Below are 24,791 nucleotides of genomic sequence, written 5' to 3'. Positions count from 1 at the left end.
GCCGCTGCAGGCGCTACCGGCGCTCGCCGGGTCTGGGCTGACCTGCCGCCGCGGCGGGATGATTGCGCCGCGGGACGCGCGCAAGGCCAGCCGGCGTGGCATCAGGCGACAGTAGCGAGGTAGGCCTGTTGTTTCGGGCCCGATCCCGCTGCAACGCAGCAAAAATCAGCGCATTGCCGACACATGCGCCTTGGGGCAGAATCCAGCCAAGCCGTAAAACGGCGGGGAGTGACGAACAGGTATGTCTATCGCGCTTGAGCGGCGACCCGGTACCGGTCGCAGGCTTGTTGAGTTTCGTGGGGACGCCGGTTCCTTCCGCGCCATACGGCGTCCAGCCCAAGGGAGGCCGCGCGCGTGAAGCCGACGGACATCACGTCCCCCGACTATTTCCACAAGGTTGTCGATTGCCAATGGGCCTGCCCGGCGCATACGCCGGTGCCGGAATACATCCGGATGATCGCGGCTGGCCGCTATGCCGATGCCTATATGGTCAATTGGCAGTCCAACGTCTTCCCCGGGATCCTGGGCCGCACCTGCGACCGCCCCTGCGAGCCGGCCTGCCGGCGCGGTCGCGTCGAGGAAGAACCTGTCGCGATCTGCCGCCTCAAGCGCGTCGCGGCCGACAACAAGGGCGATGTCAGTCATCGCATGCCGGCGATCCCCGAGCAGCGGAACGGCAAGCGCATCGCCTGCATCGGCGCCGGTCCGGCCAGCCTGACCGTCGCGCGCGACCTCGCCCCGCTAGGCTATGAGGTCCATGTGTTCGACGGCGCGGCCAAGGCCGGCGGTTTCATCCGCCAGCAGATCCCGCGCTTCCGCCTGCCCGAGGAAGTGATCGACGAGGAATGCGGTTACATCCTCGATCGCGGCGGTGTGGTCAGCCACATGAACCGGCGCGTGGACAGCCTGAAGGGGCTGCTCGCGGAAGGCTATGACGCGGTGTTCGTCGGCTCAGGCGCGCCGCGCGGGCGTGAGCTGGACGTGCCCGGCCGGCAGGAAGCGGCGGCCAATATCCATCTCGGCATCGACTGGCTTGCCTCGGTCTCCTTTGGCCATGTCACGTCGATCGGCAAGCGCGTGATCGTGCTTGGCGGCGGCAACACCGCGATGGATTGCTGCCGTTCCGCCCGCCGGCTCGGCGGCGAGGAGGTCAAGGTCGTCGTCCGCTCCGGCTTCGAGGAAATGAAAGCCTCGCCATGGGAGAAGGAAGACGCGATGGGGGAGGGCATCCCCATCCTCAACTTCCTGGTGCCCAAGGAAGTGCTTCACGACAATGGCCACCTGACCGGCATGGTGTTTGAGAAAGTCGCCGCGCAATATGACGAGAAGGGCCGCCGCAGCCTGAAGCCGACCGGCGAACCCGACGTCACCATCGAATGCGACGACGTGCTGGTGGCGATCGGCCAGGAGAACGCATTCCCCTGGATCGAGCGCGATGCCGGCATCGAATTCGACCGCTGGGGACTGCCGAAGCTGAACGAGGCCTCGCTGCAATCGACGCTGCCGCAGGTCTTCTTCGGCGGCGATGCGGCGTTCGGGCCGAAGAACATCATCTGGGCCGTGGCCCACGGCCATGACGCGGCGCTGTCGATCGACATGTTCTGCAACGGAGAGGACGTGACGAAGCGCCCCTCGCCGGAAACGCAGATCGCCAGCCAGAAGATGGGCATCCATGAATGGGCCTATGACAACGAGATCTCGCTCGACCTGCGCTTCAAGGTGCCGCATCTGCCGACCGACAAGTCGCTGCGCGACATCACCGCGGAGGTCGAGCTCGGCTTCGACCGCGAGATGGCCTTCCACGAGACGCAGCGCTGCCTGAACTGCGACGTGCAGACGGTGTTCAATGCCAAGACCTGCATCGAATGCGATGCCTGCGTCGACATCTGCCCGACCGACTGCATCACCTTCACCGAGAATGGCGAGGAAGCGGAGCTTCGTACGCGCCTCAAGGCGCCGGCGGTGAACCTGTACCAGGACCTGTATGTGCAGGATGGCCTCAAGACCGGCCGCGTGATGGTCAAGGATGAGGATGTCTGCCTGCATTGCGGCATGTGTGCCGAGCGCTGCCCGACTGGCGCCTGGGACATGCAGAAGTTCCTGCTCGAGACCGCGAAGCCGAAGGCGCACGCATGCCACAGCCGATAACCGCGACGAACGACTTCGTCGTCAAATTCGCCAACGTCAATGGGTCGGGCTCTGCCTCCGCCAACGGACTGTTCGCGAAATCCATCCTGCGCATGGGCGTACCCATCGCGTCGCGCAACATCTTCCCTTCGAACATCCAGGGCCTGCCGACCTGGTTCGAGGTGCGCGTCTCTGAGGCCGGCCACATGGGCCGGCGCGGTGGCGTGGACATGATGGTCGCGATGAACCCGCAGACCTGGGACCGCGATGTCGCCGAGATCGAGCCCGGCGGCTACCTGTTCTATGATTCGACGCGGCCGATGCCGAAGTCGAAATTCCGCGACGACATCACGGTGATCGGCTGCCCGCTAACCGAGATCACCAACGCGGCCTATTCCGATCCGCGCCAGCGTCAGCTGTTCAAGAACATCGTCTATCTCGGCGCGCTTTCAGCGCTGCTCGACCTGGAGGTGGAGGCGGTCCAGCAATCCATTGCCGCACAGTTCAAGGGCAAGGAAAAGCTGGTGCCGGCGAACTACGCCGCGCTGGAGATGGGCCGCAACTGGGCACAGGCGAACCTCGCCTGCCCGATCGGGCTGACGCTCCGGCGCGCGGACAAGGTGGGCGACCGCATCTTCGTCGAGGGCAATGCCGCCGCCGGGCTCGGTGCCGTCTATGGCGGCGCGACGGTGTGCGCCTGGTATCCGATCACGCCCTCCACCTCTCTCGCCGAGGCGTTCGAGAAATACTGCACGCGTCTGCGCAAGGACCCCGAGACCGGCGCCAATCGCTACGCGATCGTGCAGGCGGAAGACGAGCTGGCGTCGATCGGCATGGTGATCGGCGCGGCATGGAACGGGGCGCGGGCCTTCACCGCGACCTCCGGCCCTGGTGTGTCGCTGATGCAGGAATTCCTCGGCCTCGCCTATTTCGCCGAAATTCCTGCCGTGCTGTTCGACGTGCAGCGCGCCGGGCCGTCCACCGGAATGCCGACGCGCACGCAGCAATCGGACCTGCTCTCGGCCGCCTATGCCAGCCATGGCGACACCAAGCATGTGCTGCTGCTGCCGCAGGATCCGGGGGAGTGCTTCACATTCGGCGCCGATGCCTTCGACCTGGCGGACCGATTGCAGACGCCGATCTTCGTCATGCTCGACCTCGATATCGGCATGAATGACTGGCTGTGCGAACCCTTCGCCTGGGACCCGAACCGCCGGATGGACCGCGGCAAGGTGCTAGACGCCGCAGCGCTCGATGAGGCCAAGGACTTCGGCCGCTACCTCGATGTGGATGGGGATGGCATTCCCTACCGCACGTGGCCGGGAACGCATCCGGAAAAGGGCGCCTTCTTTACCCGCGGTACCTCGCGCGACCGCCAGGCGCGCTACACCGAGGAAGGCGCGCCGTATGTCGACAACATGCAGCGCCTGCTGAGGAAGTTCGACACCGCGAAGTCGCTGGTGCCGCGCCCGGTCACGACGCCGGCGAGGGAGAAGGCGCGGGACGGGGTCATCTATTACGGCTCCTCCTCGGCCGCGATGCGCGAGGCGTTGGTGGCGCTGGAGGAGCAGGGCGTGCATCTGGACGCGATGCGCATCCGTGCCTTCCCCTTCCACCAGGATGTGGCGGATTTCATCGCCGCCCATGAGCGCGTCTTCGTGGTGGAACAGAACCGCGACGCGCAGCTGCGCACCCTCCTGGTTAATGAGGAGGAGATCGACCCCGCGAAGCTGGTGCCGGTGCTGCATTACGATGGCACGCCGATCACCGCGCGCTTCATCCAGGCCGCCATCGCCGACCGCGCGTCGTCGGCCAATGTCCTGCCGTTCCGCAAGGCCACGCCATGACCTTCCTGCCGAAGCCCAAGCTGCACCACCCGAAGCTGCCGACGAATACCGTAGGGCTGACACGGCGCGACTACGAAGGCGCCATCAGCACGCTGTGTGCCGGCTGCGGGCATGACTCGATCAGCGCCGCGATCATCCAGGCCTGCTTCAACCTGTCGCTGCCGCCGCACCGCATCGCAAAGCTGTCGGGGATCGGCTGTTCGTCCAAGACGCCGACGTATTTCCTCGGCGCCGCACATGGCTTCAATTCCGTGCATGGGCGCATGCCCTCGGTGCTGACCGGGGCGTATCTGGCGAACCGCGACCTCGTCTATCTCGGCGTCTCGGGGGATGGCGACAGCGCGTCGATCGGCTTCGGCCAATTCGCGCATTCCATCCGTCGTGGCGTTAACATGACCTACATCGTCGAGAACAACGGCGTGTACGGGCTGACCAAGGGGCAGTTCTCCGCCACCTCCGACAAGGGCTCGGTGGCGAAGAAGGGCGCGGTCAACACCGACCAGCCGATCGACCTCGCCGCCATCGCCGTGCAGCTCGGCGCGACCTTCGTGGCGCGATCCTTCTCGGGCGACAAGGAACAGCTGGTGCCGCTGATCGAAGCTGCGCTGCTGCATGAAGGTGCTGCCTTCATCGACGTGCTCAGCCCCTGCGTCGCCTTCAACAACCATCCGGGCAGCACGAAATCCTACGACTACGTGCGCGAGCACAATGAGGCGCTGAACAAGCTCGACATCATGTTCAACCGGCAGGAGATCACCGTCTCCTACGCACCGGGCGAGGTGACCGATGTCGTGCAGCATGACGGTTCCGTGCTGCGCCTACGCAAGCTGCATGAAGGCCACGACCCCACCAACCGCGCCTCGGCCATGCACCACATTATGGACCGCAAGGCGGCGGGGGAGATCGTGACCGGGCTGATCTATGTCGATCCCGAACCTTCCGCGCTGCATGAACACCTTGGCACCGTCACCGGCCCGCTGAATGCGCTGGGCGATGCGGAACTCTGCCCGGGCGTGGATGCGCTTGCGAAGGTAAACGCTTCGCTGCGTTGAGGACGCGGGCACGATGCGCCGGTCCGGGATCCTGTTCCGCGACCGGCGGGACGCCGGCGAGAAGCTGGTGCCTTTGCTTGCCGTCCTCGGCCTGACGGATCCGATCGTCTATGCGCTGCTGCGCGGCGGGGCCGCGGTGGCCGCGCCGATCGCCGAAGCCCTGCATGCATCACTCATACCCTTCCTGGTGCGCAAGCTCGGTGTGCCCTGGCAGCCGGAACTGGCGCTCGGCGCATTGGCCGAAGGGGCGGCGGAACCGACCCTGAACCCCGACGTCATTGCCGCATGCGGCCTGTCGGAGGCTGACATCGCCTTGGCCCAATCACGGGCCGAGCAGGAGATGCGGCATCGAGAGGCGATCTATCTGGCGGGCCTGCACCGGCCGGACCCACGGGGACGCGCCGCGATATTGGTCGATGACGGCCTCGCCACGGGGGCCAGCGCCCGTGCTGCCCTGCGGGCTCTCCGCGAACGAGGCGCGACACCGTTGATCCTCGCCGTGCCGGTCGCGCCGGCCGACGCGATCGCGGGGATGACGGTCGAGTGCGACCGCCTCGTCTGTGCCGAGATCCACCCGCTACGGTTCGGGATCGGTGGCTGTTACGCCGACTTTCATCAGCTTGACGACACGGAGGTGCTCGCCCTTTTGCGGGCTGCCGCAGGCAAGGACAGTCCATGACCGCCATCCCCACTACCGGCCGGGCCCGGACCGATCTCATGGCCGAGCTTTCGGCCCGCAAGGAAGGCGACCGCGACTGGCGGCGCGGCCGGCTCGCCGTCTATTTCTATTGGCTGGATGAGGAACTCGAACGCGTCCAGCAGGAGGCCTATCTTGCCTTTTGGACAGAGAACAATCTCGGCCAGCGCGCCTATCCCTCGCTGAAGTCAATCGAGGATGAGGTGATCGGCATGGCGCTCTCGCTGCTCGGCGGCGGCGATGCGTCAGGCGGCACTTTCACCTCCGGTGGGTCGGAGAGCATCTTCCTCGCCATGATGGCGGCGCGGAACAAGGCCCGGGCGCAGCGCGGCGTGACGCAACCGAACATCGTCCTGCCGAACAGCGCGCATCTGACCTTCGATCGCGCGGCGGAAGCCTTGGGGATCGAGGCGCGCCGCGTGCCGATCGGCGCCGATCTGCGTGCGGATGTCGCGGCCATGGCGGCACGCATGGATGCGGAGACCGTCGCGATCGTCGGTTCCGCGCCGAACTATCCCTTTGGGACCTTCGATCCGATCGAGAGCCTTGCGGCGCTCGCCGCCGAACGCGGCGTGTGGATGCATGTCGATGCCTGCGTCGGCGGCTTCCTTGCGCCCTATGTGCGGCGATTGGGCCATGACGTGCCGGCCTTCGAATTGTCGGTCCCCGGCGTGACCTCGCTCTCGGCCGATATCCACAAGCATGGCATGGCGCCCAAGGGTGCCTCGCTGCTGCTGGTCACCGATGCGGCTGACCGTGAATGGCACAAATTCGAAAGCCGCGCCTGGCAGCGCGGGCCCTACGCCGCTTACACCACGCAGGGTACGCGCCCCGGAGGGTCCGTCGCCGCGGCTTGGGCGTCCATGAACCACCTGGGTGACGAGGGCTATCTTCGTTGCGCGCGGCTGATCATGGAGGCGAAGGCCATCATGACCGCGGGCATCGGTGCCATCCCGGGTCTCGACATCCTGACGCCGAGCGACCTGTGCATCTTCGTCTGGCGCGCAACCGACCCGACGCTCGATATCGGCAAGGTCGCCGCAGCCCTGGATGCCGAGGGCTGGCTGGTTGGTCGCCAGCAGGAACCGGATGGAATCCATCTGCATCTGAACCCGATCCATCGGGAAGTCGCCGAGGACTACGTCGCGGCCGTCGCCCGCGCCGTGGCTGCCGCGCGAGGCGGGCGTGGGCCGCGCATTGGCGCCAACGAACGGACCTACTGACGGCTACAGGAACTTCGCGACGATATCCGTCGATGAGTTCTCGCCGATCGCATCGAAATGCGCATCGAGGAAGGCTTCCGCGCGCGCCACGCCGAGCGCGCGCAGATGCCGCAGGAAGTCCAGGCTCGCATTCATCTTGGAACTGGCGTTGAAGGCGGCGAGTTCCTCCTCCGCATCGACCGTGTGGATGTAGCAGCGCAGGTGCTTTTCCTTCGGCAACTGGCCCTGGTCGATCAGGTCGGTCACGAAGCGGATCATCCGCATCTCGCGCATCAGCGATGAATTGAAGGCGAGCGTGTTCATCCGGTCGACGATGGCGCGGATGTCGCGCGGCACCTCGGGAATGTTGATCGGGTTCAACTGTACGATGATGATGTCCGGCGCGCCGCCCATGTAGATCAGTGGAAAGATCGGCGGATTGCCGCAATAGCCGCCATCCCAGTAATGCTGCCCCTCGACCTCCACCGTGTGATGCAGCAGTGGCACGCAGGCGGAAGCCATCACGGCGGCGGCACTCATCTCCGCCCGTTCGAAGACGCGCAGCCGGCCGGTCAGCACATTGGTCGCGCAGACGAACAGCGCCGGGCCAGACGCGCTGCGCAGTCGCGCGAAATCGACCGTCGCCTCCAGATGCTCGCGCAGCGGGTTCGCATTGAGCGGGTTCAGCTCATAGGGCGAGAACTGCCGCATCAGTACATCGGCGAAGCGCCACAGCGGAGAGAGATCCATGTTTCCGGCGCTGAACATCCGGTCCATCGGCGTCGGCTGGATCGGCGACGTTTGCGCCAGTTCGCCGATGCCTTCCCAGAAACGGTCGAGCCGCCGGCGCGCCTCGGTGGGCCCGCCGGCGATCAGCCCATCGGCCAGCACCGCCGCATTCATCGCCCCGGCGCTGGTGCCGACCAGCGCTTCCACCTCGATCCGCTCATCGGCCAGCAGACGGTCGAGCACGCCCCAGGTGAAGGCGCCATGCGAGCCGCCCCCTTGCAGGGCCAGCTTGATGCGCTTGGGTGTGGTGGTGTTCATGCCCGCCCTATTTGCTGTCGAGCCGCGTCACCGGGGACCAGTCGGCCGGCGCACCGTCGGGGAAGCGCGCGATGCGCGCCGCATAGGCCGCGACCAGCGGGTCCTGCGCGGGGTCGCCGGCTTCGCGAAGCGCCTCCGTCGCGCGGGAGAATTGCCCGGCGCGGAAGGCGCGGATCGCCTCGCCCCAGGCGGGCAGACGCATCACCAGGGCGCGGTCGGCCAGCAGCGGTGCATCCCGCGGGTCCGTCGCGGTGGACAGGCCGACCAGCTCATGCACCTCGACCGGATCCTGCGTGCCCTTGGCCAGCACCAGGTCGACCGGGCGGAACACGAAGCCGCTGCCTGCACCCAGCCGCGTCGCCTCCGACACCAGGATCTGCGTGCCGTACATCTTGTTCATGCCCTCGAGGCGCGAGGCGAGGTTCACCATCGAGCCGATCGCCGTATAGGCCATGCGATCGGTCGAGCCGACATTGCCCACCACCGCCTCGCCACTATGGACGCCGAAACGGGTATGCAGCCGCGGCCAGCCGCGCGCGACGAATTCCGTCTCCAGCCGCTCGGTCAGGGCGCGGGCATGCAGCGCGGCGCGGCAGCCGTGCAGCGCATGCGCCAGGTCGCGCTTCGGCGCGTTCCAGATCGCCATCACCGCATCGCCGATGTATTTGTCGATGGTCGCGTGGTGTTCCAGCAACTCATCCGTCAGCGCCTGGAAATAGGTGGAGGTGATGCGCATCAGCTCCTCCGGATCCATGCGCTCGGCGATGGTGGTGAAGTTCTGCACATCGCTGAACATCACCGTCAGCCGGCGCCGTTCGCCGCCGAGTTCGGCCTCGGCCCCCTCGGCCATCAGCTTGCGCACCAGATCGCGCGGCACATAGACGCTGAACAGCCGCAGCGCGGCCTTCATGCCGCCCATCGCCTGGGCGAGGCGTTCCACCTCGGTGATGTGCGTCGTCAGTTGCAGCGGCGTGGCGAGGTCGAGGCGACGGATCGCCTCCGCCTCGCGTGTCAGCACGCCGAGCGGCCGCGACACGCGCCAGGCCACGATGCCAAGGCCACCCAGCCCGAACGCCAGGGCGCCGAAGCCGAGCAGCGTGCCGATGCGGATGCCGTGCTCGATCCCGCTGGTGAAATCGTCCAGCGGCGCCAACACGCCCACCAGCACGCGTGGTTCCACGAAATCGGCCACGCCGGTGAGATGCGCGAGATGCTCGCGGCCGTCGATCGTCAGGATGCCGCGCTCGCCTTCGCGCAGGCGACCCTCGGCGAAGGCAGTCCACAAGGTGGCGAGTGCGGCGTCGCCACTGGACGCGAGGGTCGTCCATTGCGTCCTCGCGCTGCGTGGCGCCAAGTAATCCGGGGCCTGGACGGCGAGCAGGATGCCATTCTCGGTGAACAGCACGGTGGCGCCGCCCGGACTGACCGCACCACCGGCAAGCTGCCGCCCAAGGGTGTCCAGCGACACATCGAGCCCAACCGCGCCGCCCCCCGGCAGGCCATGCGAGACCGTCAGGCCGGGTCGCGCCAGCAGCGGCAGGTCATGAAGCGTCGAGACATGCGCGCCCGCCTCGCGCGCCTGCAGCGCCCAGCTCAATTGACGCGGGTCGCCAGTGAGGCGGCGGGCGGCCGCCGTGCCGCGCGCCTCCCCCTGCGCATCGAGGTAGGTCCAGCGTTCCGGCTGGTCCGGCGGCGCCGGCACTCGGCGGGCGGCGAAGGTCGCACCCGCCGGCACTGGTGCCGGCGCCACGCCTTCGGGCAGGGCGGCGAGGCGCAGGACCTGCAGCCACCTGCCATCGGGCAGCACAATGTTGACGGCGTTGACCGCGCTTTCGGCGATCAGCGCGGCGAGGGCAGGTTCGAGGCCGGCGCCGGCGCGCGCCAGCACTGTCGCATGGCCGAGCAGCGGATGGACCAGCCCACCCGCATTGGCCGCGGATGCCGCCGCCGCTGCGCCGAGCTGCTGTTCGGCAAGGTGCCGTGCCGCCTCGCTACCGGCCTGGCGGAAGCCGGCCACCACCAGTGCGATGGCAGTGACGAACACCAGGCTGAACGCCGTCAGGATGGTGATGGTGAAGCTGAGATTGGGCCGTAGCCGCATCATGCCGCGGCCGCGGCGGCGAGCAGCGCCTCCGCATCGGCCGGGTCGAGGACATCGAGCACGGCGGCAGCCGCGTCCGCCGAGGGTTGTTCCAGATTGAGGCTGCGCGCCACGGCGCAGTACGCGGCGAGCTGATCCGCCCGCGCCGCGGCCAGCCCCAGCATGGCGGCGGGCGGTGAGGGTTCGGGCAGGGTCCGCAGCAGGGCCAGACGCGCGGCGTGGGTCGCCACCGATCCGGCATCTTCCTGCCCCGCGGCGGCCAGTTCCTGGACCAGCTGGCGGGCGAGGCGGGGGCCCAGCTCGGGCATGGCGCTGCCAAATAGGTCGGCCTCGCGCGCGAGGCGGCAGGGCAGGTCGGGCGCCTCTGCCTCCTCCCAGGGCCAGGTCGTCGCCATAATGATTCGCCGGATCGTGGCGATGCCACGCTGATCAAGCCCTTCAGCCTCGGCGATCGCCGCCGCGACATCGGCCGAGCGCTGCTCGAGCGCCCCGCGCGGCCCACCGACCGACCCGTCATGCAGCAGGTCATGCCCGGCCATGGCGGCCACCGACAACATGGCCTCGCGCGCATCGAGCAGGCCAAGCCGGCGCGCCAGCCCGGCGAGCCAACCCATGGCGAGGATGGTCTCGGCCTGGTGGTGCCGGTCGTGATAGGCGGGCTCGTGGCCGGGCGGGTAGCTGGCGCCGTGGCGTTCGACGGCCGCGGCGATCGCCCTCGCCGCGCGGGCTTCCGGCATGTCGCCCGCCGCTGCCCCGGTGGCATCCCGAAGCGCCTGCTCGCAGGTCGCGGCGAGGTCGGCCGGCGCCTCGCGCCGCCTGCTCAGCACGCATTGCGCGGCCGCCAGAATGTCGCGGCCGGGCCGCCGCGCGGCCGCGAGATCCACTATCGCAAGGCTTGGCACGGCGGATGTCGCCATGGCCCCCGTCGCTGACGTTCCCGGGGCCATCCTAGCCCTTTGGCATCGGTAGATGGGAAGCCCCGCCAGCGTCGCAATTGGTGATGCGCCTCGCAAGGAACGCTTGAGACGTACGGCACAGACCCGCAGCCCCGCCCGGCGAACCCACGACAGAATCGTCGCTGGGTTTCCGGGTCGGTGCTGGACAGCGGAATGCGCCAATGGGCGCGATCCTGGAGGAGCCTCAGGCCGCCGAGGCCGTGGGGCCCAGATTGAGAACGAGGCGCAGCCGGCCCAGCATCTCCCGTGCCTTGTCGCCGAGCTCGTCATCCGGACCGGCGACCTGCTCGACCGCTGCCAGCGCCTTGCGTCGTTCCGCCGCCGTGGTCAGCAGTTGCGGCACGGCGGCCAGCGCCTCCTCACGCAGCAGGGTCACGATCACCGTCTGCTCGCGGATCATCGCCTGCCGGGCGGCCGGGCTCATGCCGACGAAGGGGGGCTCGGTGGTCAGCAGCGTGTTCGAACGCGCCAGCCGGGTGCGCCGCACCCCGCCACGCGCATCGGCGAGCAGGATCATCATGCGGATCACCGCCTCGGCATAGCCGCCGACTGCCACGCGGCTGCGCGCCTCGTTCAGTTGCGCGGGTTCGAGGGAGATGGAACGCCGCGCCGCATCGGCCTCCTCGGCGCTGTCATCGCCGGTCACGCCGGCGGCGGCGAGGCCGCCATAGATGGCGTGGAAGGCGATCTCGCTCCAGGCGTCGCGCCGGTCGCGCCAGGCGTCCAGGCTTTGCTCGACCTGGTCGGCCCAGGCCTTCTCCAGTGCCAGGAAGGGGTTGTCATGGGCCGCCGGGGCGCGGTGCTGGCGCGCCATGCCCGCCATGGCGCGGATCGGCATCATCCAGGGGTTCATGTCGCTGAACAGGTAGCGGCGCATGCGCATCGGGCTGGCCTGGCGGCGGGCTTCGGCCGAGGCGTCGGTGGCGAACTGGCGCACCAGCGGGGAGACCAGCACGTCGTACAGGTGCTGATTCATCTCCGAGATCTTGGCGACCGCGGGGAAGGCCTCGTTCACCGCCTCGCCCGACAGCGTGCGGATGTCGGCGATCTTCCGCTCGACCAACTCGACCTGCCATTCCTCATTGCCGCCGGTCCCGTCATGGCCGGTGATCTTCATCTCATACAGGCCCGGGGCCACGGCCCCGATCATCTCGAGCGTGGTGGCGATCTCAGTGTGCTCCTTCTTGGCGATGGCGCCGGAGACGAAGATGCCGAGATGGCCGATCTGGTCGTGCAGCAGATAGACGATGGTCTGGCCGAGCGACTTGATCTCTTGCTCGTCCCGATAGATGTCGGCGATCCAGCGCAGCGCCTGGCCGACCGGGGTGATGTTGTCGCCGGAGGAGGCGAAGACGATGACCGGCGCCTTCACCTCGCGCATGTTGAAGGTCTCGCCGCCGCCCGAGCTGATTTGCCCGGTCGAGAAGCGGTTGCCGATGAACAGGTTGTCGACGATCCAGCGGATCTCGTCGCGCGTCATCAGGAAGTAGCCACCCCACCAGCGCTCGAATTCCAGGAAGCGCTCGGACTCCGTATCAATCTTCGCATAGAGGTCGAAATACTTGCGGAACCAAGTGGCGCCTGGGGACAGGCTCTCGAAGTTCGAGACCAGGGAGGCGCCGTCGAACTTGCCGTTGCCGAGGTCGGCCATCAGCGAGGCCGGCCAGCCGCCGCCGGCCAGCCCGCCGAGGTAGCGCATCGGGTTGCGCCCCTTTTCGCCGGCCCAATAGGACAGCGGCGCGCCGTTCAGCACCAGCGCGCCGACGGCATCCGGCGCCGAGGCGCCCAGCATCATCGAGGCCCAGCCGCCCTGGCAATTGCCGATCACGACCGGCTTCGGCGCCGCCGGATGATCCTCGGCGATGCGGGTGAGGAAGGTGGCCTCGGCCGCCGTCACGTCGAGGATGGTCTGCCCCTTCTCCGGGTCGCGGAAGAAGATGACAAAATAGACAGGGTGGCCGCGACGCAGGGCGACGCCGACCTGGCTGTCGGATTTGAAGCCACCGATGCCCGCGCCATGGCCGGCGCGCGGGTCGATGATGACGAACGGCCGCAGCTTGGGATCAACTGCCGGGGAACCCTCGGGCGGCTTGATGCGCACTAGCGCGTAATTGACCGGCCGGGTCAGGCTGCGACCGTCGATGATCGTCTCGTAGTCGAAGAACAGCACCGGCGGGCAGCCGGCCTTCTCATGCTCGACGAAATTATTGCCGGCCTCCCGCATCACGTCCCAGAACATCACCAGGCGCTGGGCGGCATCGGCCAAGTAGGCCTGGGTGTCCTGCGCCAGGGCGGCGGGCGTGCGGGTGAAGGCGGCGGCCGCGTCGCGCAGGCCGGCCAGTGCCTTTTCCGGGTCCGGGGTGGGCATCAGCGCGGCCGCATGGCGGCTGACCACATCGGTCATGTCGCGGACCTGGTCCAGCACACGCGTCGCAGTCTCGCTGGCCCTATCCATGACTTCCCGGGTCGGGTTGTTGGTCGTGCTTGGCATGGCTTGCGTTCCCTTGATGCGCCCTTGTGGTCCCAGGGTGGCGGGGGTTCAAGTTAATTTGGTGCAGTGCAGCACGGTCAGGGCGTGACGGGCGATCATCGCCTCCTCGTCGGTGGCGCGGACCAGGACGCGGGTGGCGGCGCCGGGGGGCGAGATTTCAGCCTCATTGGCAGCGTTCAGCACGGGGTCGATCGCGATGCCGAGGAAGCCGAGGCCGACGCAGATGCGCGCGCGGAGGTCGCGGGCGTTCTCGCCGATGCCGGCGGTGAAGACGAGCGCGTCGATGCCGCCCATCGCCGCGGCCAGCGCACCGATCTCCCGCCGCACCCGCCAGACGTAGTGGGACAGCGCCCGGGCGGCGCGCGGCTCCTCGCTGCTCTCGAGGTCACGCACATCCTGACTGATGCCCGACATGCCCTTGAGCCCAGCATTGCCGTAGAGCAGCCCGGTCAGGTCGGCGGCATCCATGCCCTCGGCCAGCATCAAGTGCAGCAGCACGCCGGGATCGATCTGGCCGCATCGCGTGCCCATCGGCACGCCGTCCAGCGCGGTGAAGCCCATGGTGCTGTCGATGCTGCGGCCATTGTGGATGGCGCAGAGCGAGGACCCGTTGCCCAGATGCGCGACGACGACGCGCCCGGCGGCAAGGGCAGGGTCCTGCTCAGCGAGCAGGTCGGCGATGTATTCATAGGACAGGCCATGGAAGCCGTAGCGCCGGATCCCGCGGTCGTAGAATTCCGGCGGCAGGGCGAAGGTGTCGGCCTCCCAGGCATGCGCGCGGTGGAAAGCGGTGTCGAAGCAGGCGATCTGCGGCACGCCGGGGAAGCGGCGCGCGGCGGCCTCGATGCCCGCGATGTTGTGCGGCTGGTGCAGCGGCGCGAGCGGCATAAGCGCGCGCAACTTCTCCATCGCCGGGCCATCGACCAGCATCGGCGCGGCGAGGTCCGGCCCCCCATGCACCACGCGATGCCCGACCGCGATGATATTGCGCCCCTCGATGGATGGCCCGATGCCCTCCATGATGCGCGCGAGTGCGGCGACATGGTCGGCGACATCGGGGCCGGGCCAGCGCTTGTCGGCCAGCACCTGGCGGCGCGCATCGCGCGCGATCAGATGCGGCGAGGCGCCGATGCCTTCCATCTGCCCATCGAGGCGCGTCTCGGCATGGTCGCCGACCACCTTGAACAGCTCGAACTTGATTGAGGAGGAGCCGGCATTGAGGACGAGGATCGCGTCGCTCATCACGCGCCGAGCTCCGGCACCAGGGAATGCCCGGTGCGCCGCCAATGGCCGTACAGCACGGCGAGGGCGGCCGACATCAGCCGGGCGTGTTCGTCATCGGCGCGCGAGGTCAGCATCACCGGTACGCGCGCGCCGGTCACCAGCCCGCCGGTATCGGCCTGGGAGAGGAACACCAGCTGCTTGGCCAGCATGTTGCCCGCTTCGAGGTTCGGCGCCACCAGCACGTCGGCGCGGCCTGCGACCGTCGAATGGATGCCCTTGGTGCGCGCCGCTTCGAGGTCCACGGCGTTGTCCATTGCCAGCGGGCCATCGACCAGCCCGCCCTTGATCTGGCCGCGCTCGGCCATCTTGGCCAGCGCCGCGGCGTCGATAGTGGACGGAATCGCGGGGTTGATCGTCTCGACTGCCGAGAGGATGCCCACGCGCGGCTGCTTCAAGCCGATCGCATTGGCGAGGTCGATGGCGTTCTGCACGATATCGGCCTTGGTCATCAGGTCGGGCAGGATGTTGATCGCCGCATCGGTGATCAGCATCAGCCCTTCATGGCCGGGGATGTCGAGCACGAAGACATGGCTGATGCGCCGCCCGGTACGCAACCCACCATCCGATTTGGTGACCTGGCGCAGCACCTCGTCGGAATGGATGTTGCCCTTCATGATCGCCTCGGCGCGGCCTTCATGCACCAGGGCGACGCAGCGGGCCGGCGCGTCGTGGTCGTTGGTCACCGCCTCGATCCGTACGCCGGCGAGGTCCCAGCCGATCTTCGCCGCCTCGGCGCGAATCGCGGCCTCGGGGCCGACCAGGATGGGTTGGATCAGCCCCTCCTTCGTCGCTTCCCAGGCGCCGCCGAGCGAATTCTCGTCGGTCGGCGCGGCGATCGCGGTCGGCATTGGCGGGATGCCGCGGCAGGCTTCGAGCAGGCGGGAGAACTTGCCCCGCCGCATCAGCGTGAGTTCGGGGATGATGACGCCATCGGTCTCCAGCCGGATCGGCGGCGGGCTCACCTCCGCACTGCCATCGACGATGAGGGTGCCGTCCTCCTTCTCCAGCCGGCAATCCATCACCAGCGCGTTGCCGGGCAGCTTCTCGCGCACCGTCACACGCGCGATCACTGCGTCGCCGACCTCGACCCGCGCATGGAAGCGCAGCACCTGGGAGCGATAGACGGTGCCCGGCCCCGGCAGCTTGTTGCCCAGCACGGCCGAGAACAGCGAGCCGCACCACATGGCCGGCGCGATCGGCGCGTGGCCGGTCTCCTCCTCCGCCTCGCCGGGCAGGTGCACCGGATTGAAGTTGCCCGAGGCATGGGCGAAGACGATGAGGTCGTTCGGCGTGCAGACGCGCGTCTGGGTCGCGGTCTCGCCGACCGCGATGTCATCCCAGGCGCGCCCGACCAGGGCAGGGGCGGTGATCGTCACAGGGTCATCTCCGGGACAGTATCGGGCAGGATCAGCGGGGCGGTGGTCAGCGCGAGGATTTGCTCCACGCTCACACCAGGGGCGCGTTCGCGCAGCACCAGGCCTTCGGGCGTCGGCTCGATCACCGCGAGGTCGGTCACGACCAGGCTGACGGGCCGCGCCGCGGTGGGTGGCAGCGTCAATTCCGGCACGATCTTGGCGGTGCCCTTGGCGGCATGCTGCATGGCGATGACGACGCGCCGCGCGCCGGCGACGAGGTCCATCGCGCCGCCCATGCCGGCGACCATCTTGCCCGGCACCAGCCAGTTCGCCAGATGCCCGCGCGCATCCACCTGCAGCCCGCCCAGCACCGTCATGTCGAGATGCCCGCCGCGGATCAGCGCGAAGGAGGTGGCGCTATCGAAGGCATAAGCACCGGGCAGGGCGGAGATGAAGCCGCCGCCGGCATCGGTGAGGTTCGGGTCCTCCATCCCGTCCGGCGGGCGGGAGCCGAAGCCAATGATGCCGTTCTCGCTTTGGAAGGCGACCAGCATGCCCTCGGGTACGTAGTGCGCGACCAGGGTCGGCAGGCCGATGCCGAGATTGACCAGCGTGCTGTCACGCAGTTCCCGCGCCACGCGGCGGGCGATCAGTTCCTTCGCGTCCATCTCAGTGCGGCCTCTTGACCAAATGCGTGACGAGGACGCCTGGGGTGCGGACATGGTCGGGCGGGATCACGCCGATCGGCACCACCTCATCCGGTTCGGCGATCACCAGATCGGCGGCCATCGCCATCAGCGGATTGAAGTTCTGCGCGGTCAGCCGGTAGGTGAGGTTGGCGTAGTAGTCGGCTTCGTAGCAGTGCAGCAAAGCGACATCGGCGCGCAGTGGCTTCTCCAGCAGGAAGTCGCGGCCATCGATGGTGACGACCTGCTTGCCGTCCTGCACCACGGTGCCGATGCCGGTGGGCGTCAAGACGCCGCCGAGGCCGGCGCCGCCGGCGCGGATGCGCTCGGCCAGCGTGCCTTGCGGCACCAGCTCGACCTCCATCTCGCCGGCGATGAGTTTCTGCTGCGTCACTGGGTTCAGCCCGATATGGCTGACGATGCATCGCGCGACGCAGCCGGCATCGATCAGCACGCCGATGCCATGGCCCGCCCGCGACGTGTCATTGCCGATGACGGTCAATCCGCGTGCCCCACGCGCGACGAGGGCGGCGAGCACCCGGTGGGGCGAGCCCACACCCATGAAGCCGCCGACCATCACCGAGGCGCCGTCGGGCACCATCGCGGCGGCCTGCTCGGCGGAGATTGCCTTGCGCATGCGCTATCCCTTCTCAGGCGACATTGTGCAGGCCGGCATCGACATAGATCGTGTCGCCGGTCATGCCGCTCGATGCCCCGCCGACCAGGAAGGCGACGACGCGCCCGACCTCGGCGATGTCCACCAGCCTCCGGGCGGGCGCGCGTTCGGTCGCCATCGCCACCAGCTCGTCGAAATGCGCGATGCCGCTCGCCGCGCGGGTCTTGAGCGGGCCGGGGGAGACGGCGAAGGCGCGGATGCCCTTCTCGCCGAGTTCCGCCGCGACGTAGCGAACCGAGGCTTCGAGCGCCGCTTTGACCGGTCCCATCATGTTGTAGTTCCCGACCACCTTGTCGGCGCCGTAATAAGACATGGTCGCCAGCACGCCGCCCCCGGTCATCAGTGGTTCGGCGAGTTTGGCCATGCGCAGGAAGGACCAGCAGGAGACATGCATGGCCTGGGCGAAGCCCTCGGCCGAGCAGTCCACCACCCGCCCATGCAGGTCGGCGCGCGGGGCGAAGGCGATGGAGTGGATGACGAAGTCGAGCCGGCCCCAGCGATTCGTGATGTGTTCGAACAGCGCTTCGAGCTGGCCGGGTTCCTGCACGTCGAGCGGGGCGATGATCGAGGCCTGCAGCGCCTCGGCTAGCGGGCGGACGTGCTTCTCGGCCTTCTCGTTCAGATAGGTGACGGCGAGCTCGGCGCCGAAGGCGCGCAACTTGACCGCGCAGCCATAGGCGATGGAGTCGGCATTGGCGACGCCGACGACAAGGCCGCGCTTGCCCTTCAACATGTCGCCTACGCGGCTGTCCGGATCCCAGACGCGTGGCAGCGGGTCGGTCGGTCGGGTGTCCTGCGCCATGCAAGCCTCCTGGCATCTTGGTTGGCCGGCGTGCCATGGCCGTTGGGCCAGTGCTTTGACCTAGAACATATTTCGCGGCCGCCGGATGGCAGTTTTGCTGCGATGCAACGAAGGCCGCGACTGGACCCTGCCGCGACACGGTGGTTGGCTGCAACCAAGAACAGGAGGAACGGGTATGAAGGGCGTCGTCTTCACTGGAGATCGGCAACTCGAACTGATGGATTTCCCGGACCCCACGCCGGGGCCTGGCGAGGTGGTGCTGGAGATGCGTGCTTCCGGCATGTGCGGCAGCGACCTCAAATTCTACCGCGCGCCGGGTGGGCCGGGACGCACCGCCGCGCTGGGCCTCGGGTCGAGTTCGGGCCCCACCATCGCCGGCCATGAGCCCTGCGGCGTGGTGGTCGCGGTCGGGCAGGGCGTGCCGGCGAACCAGGCCTGGGTCGGCATGCGGGCGATGCAGCATCACTACCGCGGCTGCGGCGTCTGCCCGCAATGCAACACCGGCTGGATGCAGCTTTGCGACGAGGGCGTGAAGGAGGTTTATGGCGCGACCGGGCATGGCGGCCATGCGCGCTATCTGAAATGCCCCGCGCGCACGCTGGTCGAATTGCCGGAGGAACTCTCCTTCGAGACGGGGGCCGCCATCTCGTGCGGGACCGGCACCGCCTGGGGCGCCTTGCAGCGGCTGGGCCTGTCCGGGGACCAGACCATCGCGGTGTTCGGGCAGGGGCCGGTCGGGCTGTCGGCGACGTTGCTCGCTGCGAAGATGGGGGCGCGGGTGATCGCGCTCGACACCTCGCCCGAACGGCTCGCGCGGGCGAAGGATTTCGGTGCCGACCTGCTGATCAACCCGGCTGAGACCAATAGCGTGCTCGGCGCGATCAAGGAGGCGACCCACGGTCTGGGCGCGCATGCCTCGCTCGACGCCTCCTCCAACCCGCTGGCGCGGCGCCAGGCGGTGCAATGCGTGCGCACCTGGGGCAAGGCCTGCTTTGTGGGCGAGGGTGGCGAGGTGACGCTCGATGTCAGCCCCGACATGCTCCGCCGGCAGGTGACGCTGATCGGGTCCTGGACCTTCTCGACCGTGGGGCAGGCGGAATGCGCGCGCTACATCGCCGATCGTGGCGTGAACGTGGATGCGTTGTTCACGCATCGCTGGCGGCTCGATCAGGCGGAGGAAGCCTATCGTCTGTTCGACAGCCAGACGACCGGCAAGGGCGTAATCCTGCCCGCCGCCTGAGGGACCGTTGGCGAGTGCGTCATGCGGCGCATTCCGACTTCCGGCAGCGGCCCGCATCACCCATTCCAGGCCACCGACGTGGTGGCCGGGTGGGGTGCGAGGCGATGCCGGGCTGTTCAAAAGGTCTTTGCGCCCCCCGTTGCACCCTGTCGCCGCCCGGTTGAAGCTGCGCCGCGCTTTTTGAGGACACGCCATGTACATCGAACACCGCCAATACACCTTCCATCCGGGCAAGCAGCCGCAATGGCTCGACGCCTTCGGCAATTATGGTTTCCCGGCTTCGACCCGCACCCTGGGCGCGCCGTCGCTCGGCACCTTCACTGCCGAGGTCGGCCCGATCAACCGCTTCGTGTTCATGCGCGGCTGGGACGACATCGACACCCGCGACGCCGGCATCGCGGCGCGCGAGGTCGACCCGCAATGGGGCGAGTTCAAGAAGGCCTCGGCGGGCTGCCTGATGGCGCAGGAAGTGAAGTTCCTGAAGCCGACTTCCTTCTCGCCGATCACCTCGGCCAAGGATTTCGCCTTCAAGCGCGCGATCGGCGGCACCGGTATGGTGGTCGACCATCGCACCTACGACTTCCATCCGGGCAAGATGCCGGCCTGGATCAAGGCGTATGAGGAGGTCGGGCTGCCGGTACAGAGGCGCATCCTCGGCCAGCTGCTGATGTTCGCGGTGACCGAGATCGGTCCGATCAATCAGGCGGTGTTCTGCTGGCTGTATGAGGGCTTCGGCGACCGCGACCGCCGCCGCACCGCCATGGCCAACGACCCGGAATGGCAGGAATTTGGCAAGATGGTCGGCGGCCTCGGCGCGCTGAAGCAGCAGACCGTGATGGGCCTGAAGCCGACCTCCTTCTCCGTCGTCAGATGATCGCGCGGTCCGGGGTGGCGCCGCCATCCCGACCGGACCACGGCGCCCCGCGCGCGCGAGGTCGTTGAAACGTCGCGCCGGTTAACCGGCGCTTCAGCGCTGGCGGTGAGGATGCGTGTTCTTCCTCACCGGCAGGACCATGCAGGAAACCGTTCGCCACCCAGCCCCCAGCGCCGCGGACCGTTTCCTCACCTTCGCCTTCGCCGCGGCGGAACTCCTGGTCGAGGCCGACGCGGCGGGCCGCATCACATTCGCCGAGGGTGCCTTTCCCGCGCGATTCGGCCGGTCCGGCCGCAGCTTCCTTGGCGAACCCGTGCAGTCGCTGGTGGCGCGCGACCAGCGCTCGGGCGTCGGCACCGCCCTAGAATTGCTCTCCGCGACAGGACGCATCCGCCCGACCGCGATCCGCCTGTCGGATGCCGCCCGGTCCCCCTTCAGCATGGCCGGGCTCGCGGCGCCGGGCCGCGCCGGCCGGTTCTGCCTGACCTTCGCGCCGCTGCCGGCCGAACTGCCCGGCGGGCCATTGCCGGGCGGCCCCGGCCTTGCCCGCGCGGTGGAGGAATTGCTGCGCGGCGCCGATGCCGCGCATGGCGCCCTTGGCCTGATCGAATTGACCGGCGACGGCGGCGCGCTGACGCCACGCGCGGACCTCGCGGCGCGCATCCAGGCGGTCCTTGCCAGCCACGGCGGCAGTGGGGCCGTGGCGGCCGATTTCGGCTCCGGCCGCTTCGGGGTGCTGCCGGCCGAAGGCGGCCCGGATGTGCAGGCACTGGCCGGCCAGGTCGCGCTGCTGCTGGCCCAGCATGGGCTGCCGGGGCAGATCGCCACGCGCAGCCTGCCGCTCGATGCGGTCGGCCTCAGCCCGCTGCAGACGACGCGGGCGTTGCGCTTCGCCCTGTCGGCCTTCTCGCGCGGCGGCGATGCTGCGCTGGCCAAGGCGGGCTTCGCCGGCGGGTTGGCGGGCTTCGTCTCCTCCGCGGCGGACCGCGCGATGACGCTGCGCCGGACCATCGCCGAACGCCGCTTTCGGCTGGCCTTCCAACCCATCGTGCTGCTGGCCGACCGCAAGCCGCATCACTACGAAGCGCTGCTGCGCCCAATCCCGACGCCGGGCAGCCCCTATGACCAGCCGTCCGAATTCATTGCCCTCGCCGAGACGGTGGGGCTCTCGGAAACCCTCGACTGGGCGGTGGTGGAGACCGCCTGCGAGGCGGCACAGGCGGCCAGCGGCGCGCGCATCGCCTGCAACCTCTCCGGCCTGTCGCTGCAAAGCCCGGCCTTTCGCGATCAGCTCTGCGCCATGCTCGCGGCGAGTCCCGACCTGGCCCGCCGCCTGCTGGTCGAGATCACCGAAACCGCCGAGATCGAGGACGAGACCGAGGCCACCCGCACCGTCGATGCGCTCCGCGCGCTCGGCATGCCAGTCTGGATCGATGATTTCGGCGCGGGGGCGGCGGCGTTCCGCTACCTGCGCATCTTCCGCGTCGATTTCGTGAAGGTGGACGGCATCTACGTCACCAATGCCGTCGAGAGTGCCCGCGACCGTGGCTTCATCGCAGCCATGGTCGACCTCGCCACCACCGTCGGCGCGCAGGCGGTGGCCGAGCGGATCGAGAACGAGACCCAGGCGAAGCTGATGCAGGAACTCGGCGTCACCTTCGGCCAGGGCTACCTGTTCGGCCGGCCGGGCGCGCTGCCGGGGCGGTGATCGGGCCACGCCCTTGCCCTCTGGCCTTCGCCGGCGCAGGAAGCACGGGCCATGACGGAGCCAGCCCCGCCACGACTCGCCGTGGTCATCCCCTGCTTCAACGAGGCCGCCAACGTCGCCCCCATGGTGGAGCGGCTGGACGCGGCGCTCGCCGGAATCGCGTGGGAAGCCATCTTCGTCGATGACGACAGCCCCGATGGCACCGCCGCGCGCGCCAAGGCGATCGCCGCGCGCGACCCGCGAGTCCGCTGCATCCGGCGCATCGGCCGGCGCGGCCTCGCCTCGGCCTGCGTCGAGGGCATCCTGTCCACCGCGGCCCCCTACGTTGCCGTCATCGATGGCGACCTGCAGCATGACGAGACCATCCTCCCGCAGATGCTTGCGCTGCTGGAGGCCGATCAGGCGGAAGTCGTGATCGGCAGCCGCAATGTCGAAGGCGGCGCGATGGGGGAGGGCCTGTCACCGATCCGCCGGTTGGTATCGGATGGCGGCGCCGCGCTGGCGAACGCCGCCCTGCCGGTGAAGGTCGCCGACCCGATGAGCGGCTTCTTCGCCCTGCCGCGCGCCCTCTTCGACGAATTGGCGCCAAGGCTGACCGCGACCGGATTCAAGATCCTGCTCGATGTCCTGCTCTCGGCCGGCCGGCCCCTGCGGGTCGCCGAAATCCCGTACACCTTCCGCGCGCGGGAGGCGGGCGAGAGCAAGCTCGACGCCGCGGTGCTGCTCGAATTCGGCGGGCTGCTGGCGGACAAGGCGATGGGCGGCATCGTGCCGTTGCGCTTCATGGCCTTCGCGCTGGTGGGCGGGATCGGCGTGCTGGTCCATCTGATGGTGCTCGGCCTGCTCTACGGCCTCGGCCCGCTGAGTTTCCCAGCGGCGCAATGGAGCGCCACCTTCGTCGCCATGACGGCGAATTTCCTGCTGAACAACCGCATCACCTATCGCGACCGGCGGCTGCGCGGGGCGGCGCTGCCACGCGGGCTGGTGCTGTTCTACCTGGTCTGCGGCATCGGGGCGGCAGCCAATGTGGGCATCGCCGGGCTGCTGGTGCGCGACGGGCTGGTGAATTGGGGCCTCGCCGGCGGCGCCGGCGCCCTGCTGACCGTGGTGTGGAATTACGCCGTCTCCTCCACCCTGGTCTGGCGGCCACGCTGATGGGCTGGCTCGCCGCGCTGGCGGCGCTGACCGTCCTGCGCCTGGCGATCTGCGCCATCCTGCCCTTGGCGCCGGACGAGGCCTATTACTGGGTGTGGTCGCGCGATTTGCAGGGCGGCTATCTGGACCACCCGCCGATGGTTGCGCTGTTCATCCGCGCCGGCACCTTCATTGCCGGGGAGACCGCGCTCGGGGTGCGGCTGATGGGGCCAGTCTGCCTGGCCATCGGCTCCGTCCAACTGGCGCGCGCCACCGAGGACCTGTTCCCCGGCCGCGGTGCCGGCCCATGGGCGGCGGCGCTGTTCAACGCGACACTGCTGGCCGGCGTCGGCGCGGTAGCGATGACGCCGGATACGCCGCTGATTGCCTTCTGGGCGGCGACGATCTGGGCGCTGGCGCGGCTGCATCGGACGGGCGACGGGCGTTGGTGGCTGGCGGTTGGCGCCCTGGCCGGGGCGGCGTTGCTGAGCAAATACACCGCCGCGCTGCTCGGCTTCGGCATCGTGGTGTGGCTGCTGCTCGACCCCATGGCGCGGCGCTGGCTGCTGCGGTGGCAGCTCTGGGCGGGCGGGCTATTGGCGGTGGCCGTCTTCGCCCCCGTGGTGCTCTGGAATGCCGGGCATGACTGGGCCTCCTTCGCCAAGCAGGGTGGTCGTGCCGGTGCGGCGGAGGCCGGCCGCGCCCTGCGCTATCTTGGCGAGTTGATCGGCGGGCAGGTCGGTTTGGCGACGCCCTTGGTCTTCGTCATGGCCGTCGTGGGGGTCGCGGCGGCGGCGCATCGCTGGTGGCGGCTGCGCGATGGCGCCACGTTGCTATTGGCCGCGCTGACCATCCCGCCCGCCGCGATCTTTCTCTGGCAGGCGACGGGCAGCCGGGTGCAGGGCAATTGGCCGGCCATCCTGTATCCGGCCGCCGCCATTGCCGCCGCGGCGTTGCTGACCGCGCCCGGTTGGCTGCGGCTGCGCCTGCCGGCGGTGGCGGTCGGGCTGGTGATGACCGGGGCGGTGTATCTGCAGGCCGTGGCCGCGCCGCTGCCGCTGCCGCGCCGGTCCGACCCAACCCTGGCCCGGCTTGGTGGTTGGGAGGGGTTCCTCACGGCGGTCGATGCCCGGATGACGCAGCAGGGCGCGGCTTTCGTGGCGGCCGAGGAATATGGCCTGGCCGCCAAGCTAGCCTTTGGCCTGCCGCGAGGGCGCGTCGTCATCGCCATGGATCCGCGCTGGCGATATTTTTCACTCGCGACCCCCGTACCGGGCGTAACCGGCCTGCTAGTGCGCAGCGAAAGACGCGGGGAGGGACCCCCTCTCTGGCCGGGCGCGGAAGCGTTGCCGGAGGACGAGGGGCGCCTGGTTCGCAGCCGTGATGGCATCGAGGCGGAGGCCTATCGCCTCCATCGGGTCACCACGGCGCCGGGGCAGCCGCCGGCCGTGGTCTTGCCAAGGCCGGGTTCCTGACGCGACGCTTGACCTCGGGCCGGTCAGACCGATCTCT

The 24,791-nt window shown here is 68.8% G+C and carries 19 protein-coding genes; 10 read left to right on the top strand and 9 right to left on the bottom strand.

Features of this window, described 5'->3' with window-relative positions:
• Positions 1-354: 354 nt before the first annotated feature.
• The 5 genes from IEY36_RS14975 to IEY36_RS14955 are packed head-to-tail and all read left to right on the top strand — an operon-like array spanning position 355 to position 6,946.
• Positions 355-2,148, top strand: a complete 1,794-nt coding sequence (locus IEY36_RS14975; protein ID WP_188967999.1) for an FAD-dependent oxidoreductase — start codon at positions 355-357, stop codon at positions 2,146-2,148.
• Positions 2,133-3,974 (top strand): 2-oxoacid:acceptor oxidoreductase subunit alpha, encoded by a 1,842-nt coding sequence (locus IEY36_RS14970; RefSeq protein ID WP_188967997.1) that lies wholly within the window; start codon positions 2,133-2,135, stop codon positions 3,972-3,974. Before IEY36_RS14975 ends, IEY36_RS14970 begins: the two co-directional genes overlap by 16 nt.
• Positions 3,971-5,026, top strand: a complete 1,056-nt coding sequence (locus IEY36_RS14965; protein WP_188967995.1) for a 2-oxoacid:ferredoxin oxidoreductase subunit beta — start codon at positions 3,971-3,973, stop codon at positions 5,024-5,026. Before IEY36_RS14970 ends, IEY36_RS14965 begins: the two co-directional genes overlap by 4 nt.
• A gap of 13 nt (positions 5,027-5,039) precedes the next feature.
• Positions 5,040-5,705, top strand: a complete 666-nt coding sequence (locus IEY36_RS14960) for a phosphoribosyltransferase (protein WP_229681331.1) — start codon at positions 5,040-5,042, stop codon at positions 5,703-5,705.
• Positions 5,702-6,946 carry a pyridoxal phosphate-dependent decarboxylase family protein gene (locus IEY36_RS14955; protein WP_188967993.1) on the top strand — a complete coding sequence of 415 codons (1,245 nt, stop codon included), beginning with the start codon at positions 5,702-5,704 and terminating at the stop codon, positions 6,944-6,946. Before IEY36_RS14960 ends, IEY36_RS14955 begins: the two co-directional genes overlap by 4 nt.
• A gap of 3 nt (positions 6,947-6,949) precedes the next feature.
• Here IEY36_RS14955 and IEY36_RS14950 read toward each other — a convergent pair whose 3' ends face one another.
• The 9 genes from IEY36_RS14950 to fabI form a co-directional block, all read right to left on the bottom strand.
• A complete protein-coding gene (locus tag IEY36_RS14950; protein ID WP_188967991.1) occupies positions 6,950-7,972 on the bottom strand; it encodes a patatin-like phospholipase family protein in 1,023 nt (340 codons plus the stop codon).
• 7 nt (positions 7,973-7,979) lie between these two features.
• Entirely contained in the window at positions 7,980-10,076 is a 2,097-nt protein-coding gene (locus IEY36_RS14945) for an adenylate/guanylate cyclase domain-containing protein (RefSeq protein ID WP_188967989.1), read from the bottom strand.
• Positions 10,073-10,990, bottom strand: a complete 918-nt coding sequence (locus IEY36_RS14940) for a hypothetical protein (protein ID WP_188967987.1) — start codon at positions 10,988-10,990, stop codon at positions 10,073-10,075. The genes IEY36_RS14945 and IEY36_RS14940 overlap by 4 nt, the downstream gene beginning before the upstream one ends.
• 223 nt (positions 10,991-11,213) lie before the next feature.
• Complete coding sequence (locus IEY36_RS14935; protein ID WP_188967985.1) at positions 11,214-13,520, bottom strand: DUF3141 domain-containing protein; 2,307 nt, start codon at positions 13,518-13,520, stop codon at positions 11,214-11,216.
• A 48-nt stretch (positions 13,521-13,568) separates the two neighbouring features.
• Complete coding sequence (locus IEY36_RS14930; RefSeq protein WP_188967983.1) at positions 13,569-14,762, bottom strand: acetate/propionate family kinase; 1,194 nt, start codon at positions 14,760-14,762, stop codon at positions 13,569-13,571.
• Positions 14,762-16,180: a bifunctional enoyl-CoA hydratase/phosphate acetyltransferase gene (locus IEY36_RS14925; protein ID WP_229681330.1), complete on the bottom strand. Its 1,419-nt coding sequence runs from the start codon at positions 16,178-16,180 to the stop codon at positions 14,762-14,764. The genes IEY36_RS14930 and IEY36_RS14925 overlap by 1 nt, the downstream gene beginning before the upstream one ends.
• Positions 16,177-16,827 carry a 3-oxoacid CoA-transferase subunit B gene (locus tag IEY36_RS14920; RefSeq protein ID WP_188967981.1) on the bottom strand — a complete coding sequence of 217 codons (651 nt, stop codon included), beginning with the start codon at positions 16,825-16,827 and terminating at the stop codon, positions 16,177-16,179. Before IEY36_RS14920 ends, IEY36_RS14925 begins: the two co-directional genes overlap by 4 nt.
• A gap of 1 nt (position 16,828) precedes the next feature.
• Complete coding sequence (locus IEY36_RS14915) at positions 16,829-17,482, bottom strand: 3-oxoacid CoA-transferase subunit A (RefSeq protein WP_188967979.1); 654 nt, start codon at positions 17,480-17,482, stop codon at positions 16,829-16,831.
• A 13-nt stretch (positions 17,483-17,495) separates the two neighbouring features.
• Positions 17,496-18,323, bottom strand: coding sequence for an enoyl-ACP reductase FabI (fabI, locus tag IEY36_RS14910; protein WP_188967977.1), 828 nt, complete (start codon positions 18,321-18,323; stop codon positions 17,496-17,498).
• 175 nt (positions 18,324-18,498) lie between these two features.
• Between fabI and IEY36_RS14905 the strand changes: the two genes are divergently transcribed.
• The 5 genes from IEY36_RS14905 to IEY36_RS14885 all read left to right on the top strand — a co-directional run bounded on the left by IEY36_RS14905 (position 18,499) and on the right by IEY36_RS14885 (position 24,754).
• Positions 18,499-19,563, top strand: coding sequence for a zinc-dependent alcohol dehydrogenase family protein (locus tag IEY36_RS14905; protein WP_188967975.1), 1,065 nt, complete (start codon positions 18,499-18,501; stop codon positions 19,561-19,563).
• Between the two features lie 193 nt (positions 19,564-19,756).
• Positions 19,757-20,437 (top strand): NIPSNAP family protein, encoded by a 681-nt coding sequence (locus IEY36_RS14900; RefSeq protein WP_188967973.1) that lies wholly within the window; start codon positions 19,757-19,759, stop codon positions 20,435-20,437.
• 115 nt (positions 20,438-20,552) lie between these two features.
• Entirely contained in the window at positions 20,553-22,145 is a 1,593-nt protein-coding gene (locus IEY36_RS14895; protein ID WP_188967971.1) for an EAL domain-containing protein, read from the top strand.
• 51 nt (positions 22,146-22,196) lie between these two features.
• Positions 22,197-23,300 (top strand): glycosyltransferase, encoded by a 1,104-nt coding sequence (locus IEY36_RS14890; protein ID WP_188967969.1) that lies wholly within the window; start codon positions 22,197-22,199, stop codon positions 23,298-23,300.
• A complete protein-coding gene (locus IEY36_RS14885; RefSeq protein ID WP_188967967.1) occupies positions 23,300-24,754 on the top strand; it encodes a glycosyltransferase family 39 protein in 1,455 nt (484 codons plus the stop codon). The genes IEY36_RS14890 and IEY36_RS14885 overlap by 1 nt, the downstream gene beginning before the upstream one ends.
• Positions 24,755-24,791 lie beyond the last annotated feature (37 nt).

Source organism: Neoroseomonas lacus (genome assembly GCF_014644535.1).
GTDB classification, from domain to species: domain Bacteria; phylum Pseudomonadota; class Alphaproteobacteria; order Acetobacterales; family Acetobacteraceae; genus Neoroseomonas; species Neoroseomonas lacus.
Note: the sequence above shows the minus strand (reverse complement) of the source record. Positions and strands in the feature narration are given on the sequence as shown.